This is a genomic window from Stenotrophomonas sp. (assembly GCF_050737575.1).
Lineage (GTDB): Bacteria > Pseudomonadota > Gammaproteobacteria > Xanthomonadales > Xanthomonadaceae > Stenotrophomonas.
Genome location: NZ_JBOHXW010000001.1, coordinates 655,503 through 671,179, shown reverse-complemented (window position 1 = coordinate 671,179; position 15,677 = coordinate 655,503). Strand labels below are relative to the sequence as shown.

Here is a 15,677-nt window from a genome sequence, read left to right as displayed (position 1 = left end):
TGATCTGCCGCTCGGGGGAGGCGGTTTGACCGGTTTCATTGAACATTCCTTTCCCCGCGTGAAAAGTGCCAACGCATTTCAGGACGGGTCAAACCAAACAAAAAGGCCGGCAATGCCGGCCTTTTGTTTCACTACTCCGCAGCAGGCTTTACGCCGCTTCGTAAGCACCATAGCTGCGCAGGCGCTTGTAACGCTGGGCCAGCAGTTCTTCCACGCTCAGCTTCTCCAGCGCGTCCAACTCGTTGAGCAGCACGGCCTTCAAGCGCTTGCCCATCTGCGTGGGGTTGCGGTGCGCGCCGCCGATCGGTTCGCGGATCATCTTGTCGATCAGGCCCAGGCTCTTCAGACGCGGGGCGGTCATGCCCAGTTGCTCGGCAGCATCCTTGGCCTTGCCAGCGTCCTTCCACAGGATGGAGGCGCAGCCTTCCGGGCTGATGGTCGAGTAGACGCTGTATTCCAGCATCAAGGTGCGGTCGCCCACGCCCAGTGCCAGTGCGCCGCCAGAGCCGCCTTCGCCGATCACGGTGCAGATCACCGGCACTTTCAGCTCGGCCATTTCCATCAGGTTGCGGGCGATGGCTTCGGACTGGCCGCGCTCTTCGGCGTCGATGCCCGGCCATGCGCCAGCGGTGTCGATCAGGGTCAGCACCGGCAGGCCGAAGCGCTCGGCCATCTTCATCAGGCGCAGCGCCTTGCGGTAACCCTCAGGCTTGGGCATGCCGAAGTTGCGACGGACTTTTTCCTTGGTGTCGCGGCCCTTCTGGTGACCGATCAGCATCACCGAGCGGCCGCCGATGCGGGCCAGGCCGCCAACGATGGCTTTGTCGTCGGAGAAGGCGCGGTCGCCGGCCAGTTCCTGGAATTCATCGCAGAAGATGCGGATGTAGTCCAACGGGTACGGGCGCGACGGGTGGCGGGCCACCTGCAGCACCTGCCAAGAGGAAAGGTTGCGGAAGATCTGCGCGGTACGCAGGCGCAGCTTGCCTTCCAGCGCCTTCACCTCGGCATCGACATTGACCGCCGGCCCGGCGCTGGCACTGCGCAGGTCCTTGATCTTGGTTTCCAGATCAGCGATGGGTTGCTCGAAGTCGAGGTAGTTCGGATTCATCGGAAACCGTCAAGAATTAAAGAGGGGAAGTGTAGCCGAACGCGCCAGGCCAACCCGTACGCGTCCGTTCGGTCAGTTGGCCCAGGGCGGGCTGTACTTGACCTTGACCCGGCGCACGGCGGGGTCTTCGCGCAGGGCATCGAGCAGTTGTTTGCTGACCCGCACCGCGCCGGGGCCGCCCAGATCGAGCATGCCGGCGATGCTGCCGCTGGGCTGGCCGTTGAGCAGCAGGTCCAGTCGCAGCGGGGTGCGGCCGGGGCGCGCGCTGGCGAGCAGCGCATCGATGCGCTGCCAGATCGGGCCGTCACGGCCATCCACACGCAGCGACAGGCGCAGCGCGTGGTCGGCGCAGAGTTGTTCGTAATCCCAGCACTGGCGGATGCGCAGTGCATAGCCGCCGTTGAATTCGTCTTCGCGCAGGCCGCCCTTGACCACGAGGATGCGGTCCTTGGTCATCAAGTGGCCGAACTCGGCCAGGCCATCGGTGAAGGCGCTGCATTCCACGCGGCCCTTGCCGTCTTCCAGCTGCATGAAGACCTGGCTGTCGCCCTTGCGGCGAACGCCGACCACCATGCCGGCCAGAATCACCGGCGACTCCTGGCGCCAGGCGCGCTTCTCGCCGTCCTTGGACGGGAAGGCCGGGGCGATGAGCTTGTCCAGTCCGCCCAGATCGGTGCCGACCAGTTCCTTGACGTCCTCGGCATACGGATCGAACGGATGGCCGCTGAGATAGAAGCCCAGCGTTTCGCGTTCGCCGTTGAGCAACTGGGCCAGCGGCCATTCCTTGCTCTCGGGAAGATCCAACTGGCGCGCGGTGCTGGCGGCATCGGGTGCGCCGAACAACGAGTTCTGGCCGGACGCCTTTTCGCGCGCCATCTGGTCGGTGGCCTTGAGCACTTCCGGTAACTGCAGCATCAAGGTTGCGCGGTTCTTGCCCAGACCATCGAGCGCGCCGCAGTTGATCATGGCTTCCAGCGTGCGGCGGTTGAGCTTGCCCGACTCGATGCGCGTGCAGAAATCCAGCAGCGAAGCGTACTCGCCGCCGCGCACACGTTCTTCGACCACCGCTTCGCATGCGCCCTGACCAACGCCCTTGATGGCGCCAAGCCCGTAGCGGATGGTGTCGGCGTTGGCCGCTTCAAACATGTAGCTGGAGTCGTTCACGCGCGGCGGCAACACGGTCAAACCGAGGTTGCGCACTTCAGCGAGGAAGCCCACCACCTTGTCGGTGTTGTCCATGTCCGAGGACAGCGTCGCGGCCATGAACTCGGCCGGGTAATGACGCTTGAGCCACGCGGTCTGGTAGCTGACCAACGCATAGGCAGCGGCGTGCGACTTGTTGAAGCCGTAGCCGGCAAACTTTTCCATCAAGTCGAAGATGGCGTCGGCCTTGGCTTCGTTGACGCCGTCTTTGGCGGCACCTTCGCGGAAAATTTCGCGGTGCTTGGCCATTTCCGCCGGCACCTTCTTGCCCATCGCACGGCGCAACAGATCGGCGCCGCCCAGCGAGTAACCGCCGACGATCTGCGCCATCTGCATCACCTGCTCCTGGTACACCATGATGCCGTAGGTGTCCTTGAGGATGGCTTCGGTGCGCGGATCGGGATAGATGATTTCTTCCTGGCCGTGCTTACGCGCGTTGAAGGAGGGAATCAGATCCATCGGGCCGGGGCGGTACAACGACACCAGCGCGATCAGATCTTCAAAACGGTCAGGGCGCGCGTCTTTCAGCAGGCGGCGCATGCCCGAGGATTCAAACTGGAACACCGCGCCGGTGTTGCCGTTGGCGAAGATGTCCTTGTAGGTGGGCGTGTCGTCCAGCGGAATCTGGGTGATGTCCACGGGCGGAATGCCGGCGCGTTCGTGGCGCTGGTTGATCGCCTTGACCGCCCAATCAATGATGGTCAGCGTGCGCAGGCCGAGGAAGTCGAACTTCACCAGACCGACTTCTTCCACGTCGTTCTTGTCGAACTGGGTGACCGGGTTCTTGCCGATACCGCCGTCGTCATGTTCGGCGTACAGCGGGCAGAATTCGCTCAGTGGCTCGGGCCCGATCACCACGCCACCGGCATGCTTGCCAGCGTTACGGGTGAGGTCTTCCAGCTGCAGTGCAAGGTCGATCAGATCACGGACGTCGTCTTCGCTTTCATAACGCGAGATCAACTCGGCCGAAGCCATTTCCGAACTGGTGCCTTCCTTGCCCTTGCCCAGCGCATCCTTCAAATGGATGCCGAGGATGTTGGGAATCAGCTTGGAAACGCCGTCCACCAGACCGTACGGGAAACCCAGCACGCGGCCGGTATCGCGCACCACGGCTTTGGCGGCCATGGTGCCGTAGGTGATGATCTGGCTGACGCGCTCGCGGCCGTACTTGCGCGCGACGTAGTCGATCACTTCATCGCGGCGGTCCATGCAGAAGTCGATGTCGAAGTCGGGCATCGACACGCGTTCCGGGTTGAGGAAGCGCTCGAACAGCAGGTTGTACGGCAGCGGATCGAGATCGGTGATCTTCAGCGCCCACGCCACCAGCGAACCGGCACCGGAACCACGGCCCGGGCCGATCGGAATGCCCTGGTTCTTACCCCACTGGATGAAGTCGGCCACGATCAGGAAGTAGCCCGGGAACCCCATCTTGATGATGGTGTTGAGCTCGAACTCCAGCCGCTCGAAGTAATCCTCGCGGCTCATGCCCGGCGCCAGCGGATTCTTCTGCAGACGTTCTTCCAGACCGTCGCGGGAGATCTTCTGGATCCAGGTGTCCAGCGTCTGGTCGTCGGGCACTGGATAGTTGGGCAGGAAGTAGGTGCCCAGCCGCATTTCGACGTTGCAGCGCTGTGCCAGCGCCCGCGTGTTGTCGATGGCGTCGGGGATGTCGGCGAACAGTTCGCACATCTCCTCCGGCGTCTTCAGGTACTGCTCGCGGCTGTACTCGCGCGGGCGCTTGGGATCGTCCAGCACGCGGCCGGTGGAAATGCAGACGCGCGCTTCGTGCGCGTCGAAATCATCCGGCGACAGGAAGCGCACATCGTTGGTCGCCACCACCGGCAGGCCGCGCTGGCCAGCGGCCATCAGTGCGAATTGGTTGAACGCTTCTTCGCCGTCGCGCTTGGTGCGGGTCAATTCCAGGTGCAGGCCATCGCCGAACACGCGTTGCCAATCGGCGAGCTGCTGCTCGGCCAGATCGTGGCGGCCTTCACTGGCCAGGCGTCCGGCCAGGCTTTGGCGGCCGGCCAGTGCAAACAGATTCTGGCAACCGTCTTTCAACCACTGCGGATGTACGGCGACGCCGCCTTCGTTGCGATGGCCTTCCATCCAGGCGCGGGTCAGCAATCGCGACAGGCTCAGGTAGCCCTCACGGTCGCGACACAGCAGCGTCATCCGCCACGGGTCCTGGCCTTCCTCGGCGATCAGTACGTCGGCGCCGGCAATCGGCTTGATGCCCACGCCTTCGGCGGCCTTGTAGAACTTCACCAGCGCGAACAGGTTGTTCAGGTCGGTGACGGCCAGCGCCGGTGCCTTCATCTCGACCGAGCGGCTGAGCAGGTTGGCTTGTTTGGCTTTCTTGGGATCGGCCTGATCGGGTTTGGCCGGGACACGGATGGTGGAATCCACCATCGAGTATTCGGTGTGGACGTGAAGATGTACGAAGCGGGAAGAAGTAGACATGCCGAGCCAGAAGTGTGCCGGAGCAGGGTAGCGACGGGGCGCGGTACGGACAAGGCTTGACATGTTTCTTACGGTTTCCAGCTTCAGGACCGTACATGGCAGGTATGCCCGGGCAGATGCTTCAGGCAGTAGCGTCAGCGCGGCGAAGGAGCCGCAGCGGTGGCCCCGGCCAAAACCGGCAGGTTCGGGCGGGGGCCTGTTCTGGTTGCGGTCAATGGACGCGGAAGTAGCTCATCGGTTCAGGTGCATAGCTGCTTTCGCGGACCCGGCGCTGGTGTTCATGCAGGCGGGCTTCGATTTCCCGCAGTTCAAGCCAGTTGTGACGGTTGAACGCGATCTCCTCGTAGCTGCGGCCCTGGCGCTCGGCCTCGATGCGACGCAGCCGCTGGTAATCCACGAAGCTGGCAACTTCGTCGGCCAGCTTCGGCCAGGCGGTGTCGATCACGATGGCCTGGTCCAGATGGCCGACCCCGCGAACCGTGTCGGGAATCAGCTGACGGCTCTCGTGAAGATAGGCCACCACCAGGCGGAGCTTGGCAGCCACATTGGCGGCGGGCTCCCAGTCAGCATCCTGCAGCAGCTGCTCCAGCAGGGAGGCATGCTGCATCCGCTGCAGGATGCAGGGTGAGTCGTCGTCACGGGCCGCGTCGTTCAGGGTGCGGGCGGCGGTGGCCAACTGGTCGGACTCCAACGGCGGCTGGGTGCGGCCAAGGCGGGCCAGCAACGCATTGAAGTGGGCCATCTCGCGCGGCACCAGCGCGAAGTCGTTCACATGATTGCGGCGGTGGAGCAGCCCGGGAGCGGATTGGTCAAGAACCTGCGGCAGCGGCAGCGGCAGGCGGGAGGCGGGGGCGAAGGTGTACATGATGAAGCTCCTGCGAGGCGGTGGGGGCGCGCCCGTGAAGGGAAGGACGCAGCGCCAGCATCCGCTTGGGCGTAGCATGGGTCGCGATGGCAGGCGGAGCCTTCAGACAGTGATTGCGCTGGTTTCTGAGGAATTCGTGAGGTTCTGCCGATGGGTTCCATCCAAGACCCTGCTGACACTGGGCAAGTGATCCAGCGCTATCGTTTTGACGGCATCGTGGTGGACGCGGTGGCGCATACGGTTTGCCGAGACGGCCAGTTCCAATCGCTGGAGCCCAAAGCGTTCGCCGTGCTGTTGCTGTTGCTGCGGCACGCCGATGAATTGCTGGTGCGCGACCAATTGCTCGATGCAGTGTGGGGCCACCGCCATGTAACCCCGGGCGTGCTGACCCGCGCCATTGCCCAGTTGCGTTCGGCGCTGGACGACCATTCGCATGAGCCGCGCTACATCCAGACCCAGCACGGTCTGGGTTACCGCTTCATTGGCAAGCTGTTGCCGCCGGAGGTCCCGCATTCGACCACCACGACCGTGGAGCAGGTGCCTGATTCAGGGACGGAAGCCGGGCTGGAAATGGGCGGAGCTTGCTCCGATGGCAGTGCGGATGCAGAAGCGCCGGCGTTGCCGGAGCCCATGCCGATGCCAGCGTCGCGCTGGACCGCGGGGGAACCGGCGGCCAATGCACCGCTTTCGTTGTGGATGCGCTCGCGGATGCGGTTGATCGGGCTGGGGCTGGCACTGCTGACGCTGGGTGCGGGCGTGTGGTGGTGGGTGCAGGGGCCGGGAATGCGCCCGGCGGTGGCGGATGCGTCCATCGCGGTGATGCCATTCAGCAGCCTCAGCGACACGGCGGCCGACCGCTACTTCGCCGACGGTCTGGCGGTGGAGATGCATGATGCGTTGGCCAATGTTCCCGGCCTGAACGTGGCCGCTCGGCAGTTGGCCGCGCTGGGGGAGTCGGCGAGTGAAGGCGATGACGTGCGCCAGATCGGGCGCCGACTGGGCGTGGCGACCCTGCTCGATGCCAGCGTGCGCCGGGAAGGCGGGCGGGTGAGGATCAGTGCGCGCCTGTCCGACACCCGCACCGGCTTCACTTTGTGGGCGGAGACCTACGACCGTGAGAACCAGGATGTGTTCGCGCTGCAGGGGGAGATCGCGAGCAAGGTGGTCCATGCCTTGCTGGGACATATGCCCGGGAGCGCATCCGGGGTGGCGCGGCGGCTGACCCCGACGCACGACGTCAATGCCTACGACGCCTACCTACGCGGATTGGCGTTGCTGCAGCGCCCGGTGGGAGAGAGCGGCAATGAGCGGGCCATGGAGGCGTTTACGCAGGCGTTGGCGATCGACCCACAGTTCGCCCGCGCCCAGGCGGGACTCTGCCGCGCGCAGATCGCACGCCTGGAAGGCGTCAGCGATGCAGTTGCGTTCGACCGCGCGCGGCAGGCCTGTGCGCGTGCGCAGGAGATGAGCCCCGGTCTGCGTGAGGTGAGCCTGGCAATGGCGGACATCGCACGCGTCAGTGGCCAGAGCGAACAGGCGCTGGTGCTCTACCAGCAGGTCATCGATGATCCCGCGCTGCGTGCAGACGGCCTGCTCGGGCTGGCACGCACCTACGGAGCGCTGGGTCAGGAGGATCGGGCGCTGGATTATTTCCAGCAGGCCATCGAAGCGCGGCCCAGCGATGCGCAGATATACCGTCTGCTGGGCTATCACCATTGGTTGCGCGGCGACCTGCCCAAGGCCATCGACGCGTTTGTCACCGCGACGGTGCTGCAGCCGGAGGACAGTCGTCTGTGGGGCAGTCTGGGCGGGCTGTATCTGGCCCAGGGCGACACCGTGCAGGCCGGGCACGCGTTCAACATGTCCTTGTCGATCGAACCCAATGCCGGTGCGTTGACCAACCTGGGCACGATGAAATTCGACGGTGGCGAATATGACGTTGCCGCAGGGCTGTTCCGACAGGCAACGGTGCTGGAGCCGGAGGACTATCTGCACTGGGGCAATCTGGCCGATGCACTGGCGGCGGCGCCGAGCACCGCCGCGCAGGCGCAGGTGCCCTACCAGCGTGCGGCATCGCTGGCCCAGCAGTATGTGGATGTGCGCAAGGACGACGCGTATGCATTGGCGCTGTTGTCCTGGTACCGCGCCAATCTGGGGGAACGCGAGCGTGCGTTGGCCGACCTGCGCGCGGCGCGCGCGCTGGGCACGCAGCCTGCGGAAATCGCACTGTGGTGTGCGCAGACGTTGAGCTTGCTGGGCGACCAGACCGGCGCACATCGCTGCATTGAAAACGCGTTGCAACAGGGCGTTCCGCAACAGCGCATCGATGCGTTGTTGTTGCAGCGTCACGCCCCTGCGGCCAAGGCAACACCGTTGCAGTCAATGTGATTTTTCCCGTCCGAGGCGGCGGACTCCACCGAGGAGTTGTCACCATGAACAACAGAGTGTGGTTGTACGTTGCCGTTTCCATTGGCAGCGTGGCTTGCGCTGCGCAGCAGCCCTTACCGTCTCCCGACGATGGCGTGGCATGCACAGCGCAGTTGCCGATACGGATCGTCAAACTGGTGTACGTCGATGTAGCGCCGGGCCAGAATGGACCGGTCGTCAGTCCGGAGCTGTGCGTGGTGCGCAGCGGAACGCAGGTGGTGTGGCGGACGGCGCTGGACGTGCAGGATCCGTTTGCGCTGGCCTTCGCTGAATCGCCGGTTGCATCGGCCAATCTGCGTATGTCGGACAAGGCCGCGCAGAAAAACTTCAACTCTCAGCGCATGGGCCGGCGGCAGGAGGTGCAGATCATCGCCAAGCCCGTGACCAGCGAAAACCTGATCACCTATGACGTGGCTATCGGCCCACTCCATGTTGATCCCGGGATCAAGATCATGCCGCGTTGACGCGCGCTGGCTGCGGGTCAGCTGGCCGGCAGGCAGGCACGGACCGGGGCGAAACTCCGCCGATGTTCCGGGCAGGGGCCGTGCGCCCGCAGCGCGGCCAGGTGGAACGGCGTGCCATAGCCTTTGTGCTGGTCGAAACCGTATTCCGGATGCTGCTGGTGCAGCTCCAGCATGTAGCGGTCGCGGCTGACCTTGGCCAGGATCGAGGCAGCCATGATCGCGCGGTCAAGCGCATCGCCGCCGACCAATGCCTCGGCCGGGCAGGGCAGGCCCTTGGGAATCTTGTTGCCGTCGATGCGGGCGAATTGAGCCACATGCGCCACGCCTTCCACGGCCTGACGCATGCCCTGCATCGTGGCCTGGAAGATATTGAGGCTGTCGATCTGTTCCACGTCGACCATGACGATGCTGTAGGCCAGGGCGCGCTCGATGATGCGGTCGTACAACAGCTCGCGCTTGGCAGCGGTGAGCGCTTTGGAATCATCCAGCCCGTTCAAGCGCGGCCGATCCGGGCAGAACACGACCGCTGCCACGGCGACCGGGCCAGCCAGCGGGCCGCGCCCGGCTTCGTCGACACCGGCGTGGAGCAGGGTGTCGGCAACGACGATTGGAGAGGATGGGAACAGCGAGGGTTGTTCGATCAACGGCTGCCCATCCGCAGGACGGGAGCGCTTCACGGCAAGCGCGCCTTCGATTCCCGGTTCCCCGTTCCCGATTCCCGGCGGTCAAGCAACAACCCGGCGACGGCATCTGCGGCACGCGCGGAAGCGTCCTGACGCAGCTGTTCGTGCAGCCGCAGGTAGTCGTCCTGCAGCCCGGCAACGCAGTCCGGATGCTCAAACCACTGCGTCACCGCGGCGGCCAGATTCTCCGGGCTGCAATCGTGCTGGATCAGCTCCGGTGCGAGGTCCTTGCCGGCCAGCACATTGGGCAGCGCGAAGCGGTTGACCTTGATCAGGCCCAGCGCGCTGACGATGCGATAGGTGAGTTCGGCGACGCGGTAACCGACCACCATCGGCCGCTTGACCAGCATGGTTTCCAGTGTGGCGGTGCCGGAGGCCAGCATCACCACGTCGGCGGCAATCATTGCATCGCGCGCGTGTCCGTCCAGCAGATGCACGCGCGCGCTGGGCAGCGCGGCGGCACGCATCTGTTCGACGATCATGGCCTTGCATTTGGCGTTGGCGGCGGGCACCACGATATGCAGGTCGCGCTTGTCTTCGCACAGTTGCCAGACCGCTGCGAAGAACGGCGGGCCGAGCCGGCTGACTTCGCCCAGACGACTACCCGGCAACACCGCAAGCAGCGGCACCTGCGCGGGAATATCCAACGCGGCACGCGCTTGCGGGCGATCACTGTGCAGCGGAATTTCATCGGCCATGGGATGGCCGACAAAGCGTGCATCGATGCCGTGGCGCGCGTAGATCGGCGGTTCCATCGGGAACAGACACAGCACCAGATCGGCGCTGGCGCCAATCTTCTCCGCGCGTTTTTCACGCCACGCCCAGACCGACGGACTGACGTAATGCACGGTGCGCAGGCCGCGCTGCTTGAGCCATTTTTCAACGCCCAGATTGAAGTCCGGTGCGTCGATGCCGATGAACACATCCGGCTGCCAATCGAGCACGCGCTGGCGGAATTCCTTGCGCAGCTTCAGCAGGCGCGGCAGATGGCGCAGGATTTCGGCCAGGCCCATCAAGGCCAGTTCGCTGGCATCAAACCAGGTTTCGCAGCCGGCATTGCGCATCGCATCGCCACCGATGCCGGCAAATTCGGCATCGGGGAAACGTTCGCGCAGGGCGCGGATCAAGCCCGCGCCGAGTCCGTCGCCGGAGGCTTCACCGGCGACCAGCGCGATACGGACTTTGCGACGGGGAACGGGGAGCGGGGAATCGGGGAGGGAAGGGGACAGCGCTGTCGGCAGCGCATTCCCGGTGCCCGGTTCCCTGGTCCCGCTGATGCTCCCGCTGTTCATCGCTGCAGCGGGCGCTCGGCGCTTTCGATGAAGTCCAGCAGCTGCTTGACGTCAGCGCTGCCCTGCGCCTGTTCGGCCAGTTGCAGTTTGGCTTCGGCCAGCGGCAGGCCGGCAACGTAGATCGTGCGGTAGGCACGCTTGATCGCGGTGATGCGTTCGGCATCAAAACCGCGGCGCTTCAAACCTTCACTGTTGATGCCGCGCGGACGGCCGTGGCCGTCGATGCCGACCATGGTGAACGGCGGGATGTCGCCGGTCACCAGCGAGCCCATGCCGAGGAAGGCGTGGTCGCCGATGCGGCAGAACTGGTGGGCACCGGCGAAGCCGCTGATGATCACCCAGTTGCCCACGCTCACATGCCCGGCCAACGTAGTGTTGTTGGAGAACACGCAGTGGTCGGCGACATGGCAGTCATGCGCGATGTGCGTGTAGGCCAGCATCCAGTTGTCATTGCCGATGGTGGTGATGCCACCGCCACCTGCGGTGCCACGGCTGAGCGTGACGAACTCGCGGAACACATTGCGGTCGCCAATCACCAGCTCGGTGCGTTCGCCTGCGAACTTCTTGTCCTGCGGCTCACCGCCCACGGCAACGTGGCCGATGAAGCGGTTTTCGCGGCCGATGCGGGTCGGGCCGTGGATGCTGCAATGCGGACCCACTTCAGTGCCGTCACCGATTTCGACATCGGCGCCGATCAGGGTGAACGCACCCACGCGCACGCCTTCGCCGAGCTTGGCCGAAGGATCAATGACAGCAGTTGGGTGGATCAGAGGGGCGCTATCGCTCATCGTTTGCTCCAGGCAGATTATTCGCGGGTGCCGGCGCACAGCACTTCGGCGTGCGCCACCACTTCACCATCCACCTTGGCTTCGCCGTAGTAGACCGCCATGTTGCGGATCATGCGCTTGACCTTCACATGCAGTTCCAGCACATCGCCGGGCACCACTTGTTTCATGAAGCGCACGTTGTCGACCTTGACCAGGTAGAACAACTTGGATTGCGCGTCACGGCCCAGGCTGAGCTGGGTCAGCACGCCACCGGCCTGCGCCAGTGCTTCGATGATCAGCACGCCCGGCATGATCGGCTGGCCCGGGAAGTGACCCTGGAAGTAGGGCTCGTTGATGGTCACGTTCTTGTGCGCGACGATGCGCTTGCCTTCCACATCAAGCTCGACGACTTTGTCGACCAGCAGGAACGGGTAGCGGTGCGGGATCAACGTCTGGATGGTGTTGACGTCGATGGGCATCTGCAGTGGTGCGTTCATTCTTTCTCCTTGCTCACAGCCAGGATGCGCCTTGCCAGCGAATCGAGCTGCTTGAAACGCGCGGCGTTTTTGCGCCACGTGCGGTTGTCAGTCAATGGGGTGCCAGACGAGTATTCGCCCGGCTCGGTAATCGAATTGCGCACCACCGATTTGCCGGTGATGACGACGTGGTCGCAGATTTCCAGGTGGCCAACGACACCGACCGCGCCGCCCAGCAGGCAGTAGCGGCCGATCTTGGCGCTGCCGGCAATGCCGGTGGAACCGGCGATGGCGCTGTGCGCGCCGATCTGCACGTTGTGGGCGATCTGCACCAGGTTGTCCACGCGCACGTCTTCGTCGAGCACGGTGTCTTCCAGCGCTCCGCGGTCCACGCAGCTGTTGCAGCCGATCTCGCAGTCGTCGCCAATACGCACGCCGCCCAGCTGTGGCACCTTGACCCAGCGCCCGCCATCCATTGCCAGCCCAAAGCCTTCGCCACCGAGCACGGCACCGGGATGGATGCGCACGCGCTTGCCCAACTTGACCCGGGCAACCAAGGTGACGCGAGCCAATAGTTCGCAACCCGAATCCAGCGTGCAGTCGTCACCGATGACGCTGCCGGGGCCGATGATGCAACCTTCGCCAATCACACTGCGCGCGCCAATGCTGACAAACGCGCCGATATGCGCGGTGGCGGCGACCTGCGCGCTGGGATCGATGTCCGCGCTGGCATGGATGCCCGGTTCGCGCAGCGGCACCGTTTCAAACAAGGCCCCGATCTTGGCGAAGGCGGTGTACGGATCCTTGGCGACCAAGGCCGTGCCCGGCGCCGACTCGGCATCGTCGGCGCGCAGCACCACGATGGAGGCCTGGCTGTCGGCCAACTGCGCGCGATAACGCGGATTGGCCAGGAACGTCAGCTGCCCCGGGCCGGCATGCGCCAGCGTGGCCACGCCCTGGATGGTGGCGGCTGCGTCGCCGTGTACCTGCAGACCGAAGCGGTCAGCAAGTTCCTGTGCGGTATAGGTAGGAGTATTCACGCGGCGAGTTTAGCGTGTGAGCAGGTGACGGTCATGCGGGCGTGCCTTGTCTGGTCTGGCGCCCAAGGGGCAGTCAGGGGGATTGCCGGAGCGTGACGGCTGGATTGCAGGTGACGGCATGGCTGCGCTGGAGTTCCTGCGTCAGCGTCATGCAGGTTGTTCCGACCTCTGCCTGCCGCAAGCCCATCGGGGCTGGAATCGGAGATTCACTGATGCACTGCACGCTTCGGTACGTGGTTGTACCGGGCGGGGCGGTGTGGGTTCGGGTGGATCGCCCCCTCTGAGAGGGGGCTTGCTTCCAGGCACGGGAATCAAAGCGCCGGAGCGCTCGCCTGATGTTCCGTCACGACAGAACATCAGGCTACCGGGGCAGTGCCCCGGCAAAACGAGCCGACTCGTCAGAACTGCCCACCGAAGGTGAACTGCAGGCGCTCGATCTCGTCGCCGTCTTCCTTCTTCAACGGAATGGCGTAGCTGATCGAAATCGGGCCGACCGGGGCGCGCCACAACAGGGCGACACCGGCCGAAGCGCGCAGCTCATTGGCCTTGAAGTTGTCGATGCCGTTGTAGACGTTACCGAAGTCGATGAACGCCGAGACGCGGGCCGACGGGCTGTCGAACAGCCTCGGGAAGTAGGCTTCAATCGAGCCGACCGTCTTCAGCGAACCACCCAGCGGCTGACCGTTGTAATAGCCGCCCATGATTTCCGAGCGCGGGCCCAGCGTGTTGTCTTCAAAGCCACGTACCGAGTTGGTGCCGCCGGCATAGAAGTTCTCGAAGAACGGCAGACCACTTGCCTTGACCTGACGGTGGTTGGCGGTGGGATTGGTGCCGCAGTCCACAACTTCAGTGGTCGGATAGGTGCCCGGAACGGCCGGCGTGGTGCCGTTGGCCGGGGTGCCCGGCGTGCCCGGGATATCGTTCCAGCAGATGTCGCGAACGATATCTTTGCCGTACGAATCGCCGTAGCCCAGTTCCAGTCGGGTGTTGATGACCAGCGACGGGATGATCGGCCAGTACTTGGAGAACTGGTAGCTGAGCTTGTAGTACTCAACGGTCGAACCCGGCAGCGTGGCTTCCAGACCCAGGCGCTGGTAGGTACCGCGCGTCGGCATGAAGTAGTCATTGCGGGTATCGCGGGCCCAGCCCAGCTCGGTACGCCAGGAGTGGAAGGTGTTCTGACCGACCGCGTCGATATAGTCGATGATCGACTGCGGCGTATAGCCTTGATAAGCCTTGATCTGGTTGCTGTCGATGCCGAACATCAGCGAGAACGCATCGTTCTCGGTGATCGGAATGCCGAACACCATCTGCGCGGCGGTATTGGTGCTGTTGTACTGCGCGGTGTTGAAGTCGGAGTAATCCAGCTCACGCATCGACAGGTTGTAGCCCAGCGAGACGCCGTCATCGGTGAAGTACGGGTTGGTGTAGGAGAAGGCATAACGCTGCAGGTAGCTGCTGCGCGATGCTTCCACCGACACGCGGTTGCCGCCGCCGAGGAAGTTGTTCTGCGACAGCTGCACCGAGGTGGTCATGCCGTAGGACTGCGAATAGCCCAGGCCGAACACGAAGCTGCCGGAGGTGGTTTCCTTGACGTTGTAGACCACGTCGACCTGGTCGTTGCTGCCGGTGACCGGCTGGGTCTCCACGTCAACCGACTCGAAGTAACCCAAGCGCTGCAGGCGGATCTTGGAACGGTCGATCGCGGCCTGCGAGTACCAGCTGTTCTCGAACTGGCGCATTTCACGACGCAACACCTCATCGGCGGTACGCGAGTTGCCCTGGAACACGATGCGGCGCACCGACACGCGCGGGCCCGGCACGACCTGCATGTTCACCGCGACGGTACGTTCGGCACGGTTGCTGGTCGGGATCGGGTTCACCTTGGCGAACGCATAACCGATGTTGGACAAGCTGTTGGTGATGCCGTCGGCACTGAACTCCAGCAGGGCGCGCGAGAACGTATCCCCCGATTTCTGGATGACCATCTTCTCGACATCTTCCTGCGGCAGGATCGTGTCGCCGGTGACCTTGATGTCGGAAATCTTGAACTGCTCACCCTCGGTCACGCCGGCGGTGATGAACATGTCGCGCTTGTCGGGGCTGATCGAGACCTGGGTGGAATCGATGCTGAAATCGACGTAGCCGCGATCCAGGTACCAGGAGTTCAGCTTTTCCAGATCGCCGGACAGCTTTTCCTTGGAGTACTGGTCATCGCGGCGGTACCACGACGCCCAGTTGTGCTCCTTGGATTCCCACAGCTCCAGGATGTCCTCGGCCGGGAACTTCTCGGTGCCGACCAAGTTGACGTGGCGGATCTTGGCGGCCTTGCCTTCCTTCACGGCAATGGCCACGTCCACGCGGTTGCGGTCCAGCGGGCTCACCGTCGGGGTGATTTCCACGTTGTATTTGCCGCGGTCGTTGTACTGACGACGGAGTTCCTGGGTCACGCGGTCCAGGCTCAGACGGTCAAAGGTGCCGCCTTCGCTCAGGCCGATGTCGCTCAGGCCCTTGAGCAGCTGCTCGCTCTTGATGTCCTTGTTGCCGGTGACGGTCAACTTGTTGATCGCCGGGCGTTCCTTGACGGTGACGACCAGAATGTCGCCCTGGCGGTCCAGCTGCACGTCTTCGAAGAAGCCGGTCTTGTACAGCGCACGAATGGTGTCGCCGACCTTGGCATCGTCGACCGTATCGCCGCGTTCCACCGGCAGGTAGGTGAACACGGTGCCGGAGGAAATGCGCTGCAGGCCGTCCACGCGGATGTCGCTGGCGGTAAAGGGCGCGGCCGCCTGCGCGAGCGCAGGCAGGGCCAGACCGGCAGCAAGGGCGAGGGCCAGCAGGCGGCGATTGGGAAGTCGCGTCATGTCACGTCCGGTTGGAGTCGATTTC

10 protein-coding genes and 1 pseudogene are annotated in these 15,677 nt (G+C 64.2%); 2 read left to right on the top strand and 9 right to left on the bottom strand.

The annotated features are described in order from the left end of the window. Window positions 1–148: 148 nt before the first annotated feature. The 3 genes from ACREP4_RS03080 to ACREP4_RS03070 form a co-directional block, all read right to left on the bottom strand. Window positions 149–1,108, bottom strand: coding sequence for an acetyl-CoA carboxylase carboxyltransferase subunit alpha (locus tag ACREP4_RS03080; protein ID WP_431594718.1), 960 nt, complete (start codon window positions 1,106–1,108; stop codon window positions 149–151). 72 nt (window positions 1,109–1,180) lie between these two features. Further along, complete coding sequence (gene dnaE / locus ACREP4_RS03075; protein ID WP_431594717.1) at window positions 1,181–4,774, bottom strand: DNA polymerase III subunit alpha; 3,594 nt, start codon at window positions 4,772–4,774, stop codon at window positions 1,181–1,183. A gap of 211 nt (window positions 4,775–4,985) precedes the next feature. Continuing rightward, window positions 4,986–5,639 carry a hypothetical protein gene (locus tag ACREP4_RS03070; protein WP_431594716.1) on the bottom strand — a complete coding sequence of 218 codons (654 nt, stop codon included), beginning with the start codon at window positions 5,637–5,639 and terminating at the stop codon, window positions 4,986–4,988. A gap of 150 nt (window positions 5,640–5,789) precedes the next feature. On the opposite strand from ACREP4_RS03070, the gene ACREP4_RS03065 reads away from it, so the two are divergent. Beyond that, window positions 5,790–8,027, top strand: a complete 2,238-nt coding sequence (locus ACREP4_RS03065; RefSeq protein WP_431594715.1) for a winged helix-turn-helix domain-containing protein — start codon at window positions 5,790–5,792, stop codon at window positions 8,025–8,027. A gap of 44 nt (window positions 8,028–8,071) precedes the next feature. After that, window positions 8,072–8,530, top strand: a complete 459-nt coding sequence (locus ACREP4_RS03060) for a hypothetical protein (protein WP_431594714.1) — start codon at window positions 8,072–8,074, stop codon at window positions 8,528–8,530. 29 nt (window positions 8,531–8,559) lie between these two features. Here ACREP4_RS03060 and ACREP4_RS03055 read toward each other — a convergent pair. The 6 genes and pseudogenes from ACREP4_RS03055 to bamA form a co-directional block, all read right to left on the bottom strand. Next, window positions 8,560–9,174, bottom strand: a pseudogene (locus tag ACREP4_RS03055) (ribonuclease HII); the annotation flags it as partial. A gap of 29 nt (window positions 9,175–9,203) precedes the next feature. After that, window positions 9,204–10,505, bottom strand: a complete 1,302-nt coding sequence (gene lpxB, locus ACREP4_RS03050; RefSeq protein WP_431594713.1) for a lipid-A-disaccharide synthase — start codon at window positions 10,503–10,505, stop codon at window positions 9,204–9,206. Continuing rightward, entirely contained in the window at window positions 10,502–11,293 is a 792-nt protein-coding gene (lpxA, locus tag ACREP4_RS03045; RefSeq protein WP_431594712.1) for an acyl-ACP--UDP-N-acetylglucosamine O-acyltransferase, read from the bottom strand. Before lpxA ends, lpxB begins: the two co-directional genes overlap by 4 nt. Window positions 11,294–11,310: 17 nt before the next feature. After that, window positions 11,311–11,769 carry a 3-hydroxyacyl-ACP dehydratase FabZ gene (gene fabZ / locus ACREP4_RS03040; protein WP_431594711.1) on the bottom strand — a complete coding sequence of 153 codons (459 nt, stop codon included), beginning with the start codon at window positions 11,767–11,769 and terminating at the stop codon, window positions 11,311–11,313. Then, window positions 11,766–12,788 (bottom strand): UDP-3-O-(3-hydroxymyristoyl)glucosamine N-acyltransferase, encoded by a 1,023-nt coding sequence (gene lpxD, locus ACREP4_RS03035; protein ID WP_431594710.1) that lies wholly within the window; start codon window positions 12,786–12,788, stop codon window positions 11,766–11,768. Before lpxD ends, fabZ begins: the two co-directional genes overlap by 4 nt. A gap of 398 nt (window positions 12,789–13,186) precedes the next feature. Further along, window positions 13,187–15,652 carry an outer membrane protein assembly factor BamA gene (gene bamA, locus ACREP4_RS03030; protein WP_431594709.1) on the bottom strand — a complete coding sequence of 822 codons (2,466 nt, stop codon included), beginning with the start codon at window positions 15,650–15,652 and terminating at the stop codon, window positions 13,187–13,189. Between the last annotated feature and the right edge of the window lie 25 nt (window positions 15,653–15,677).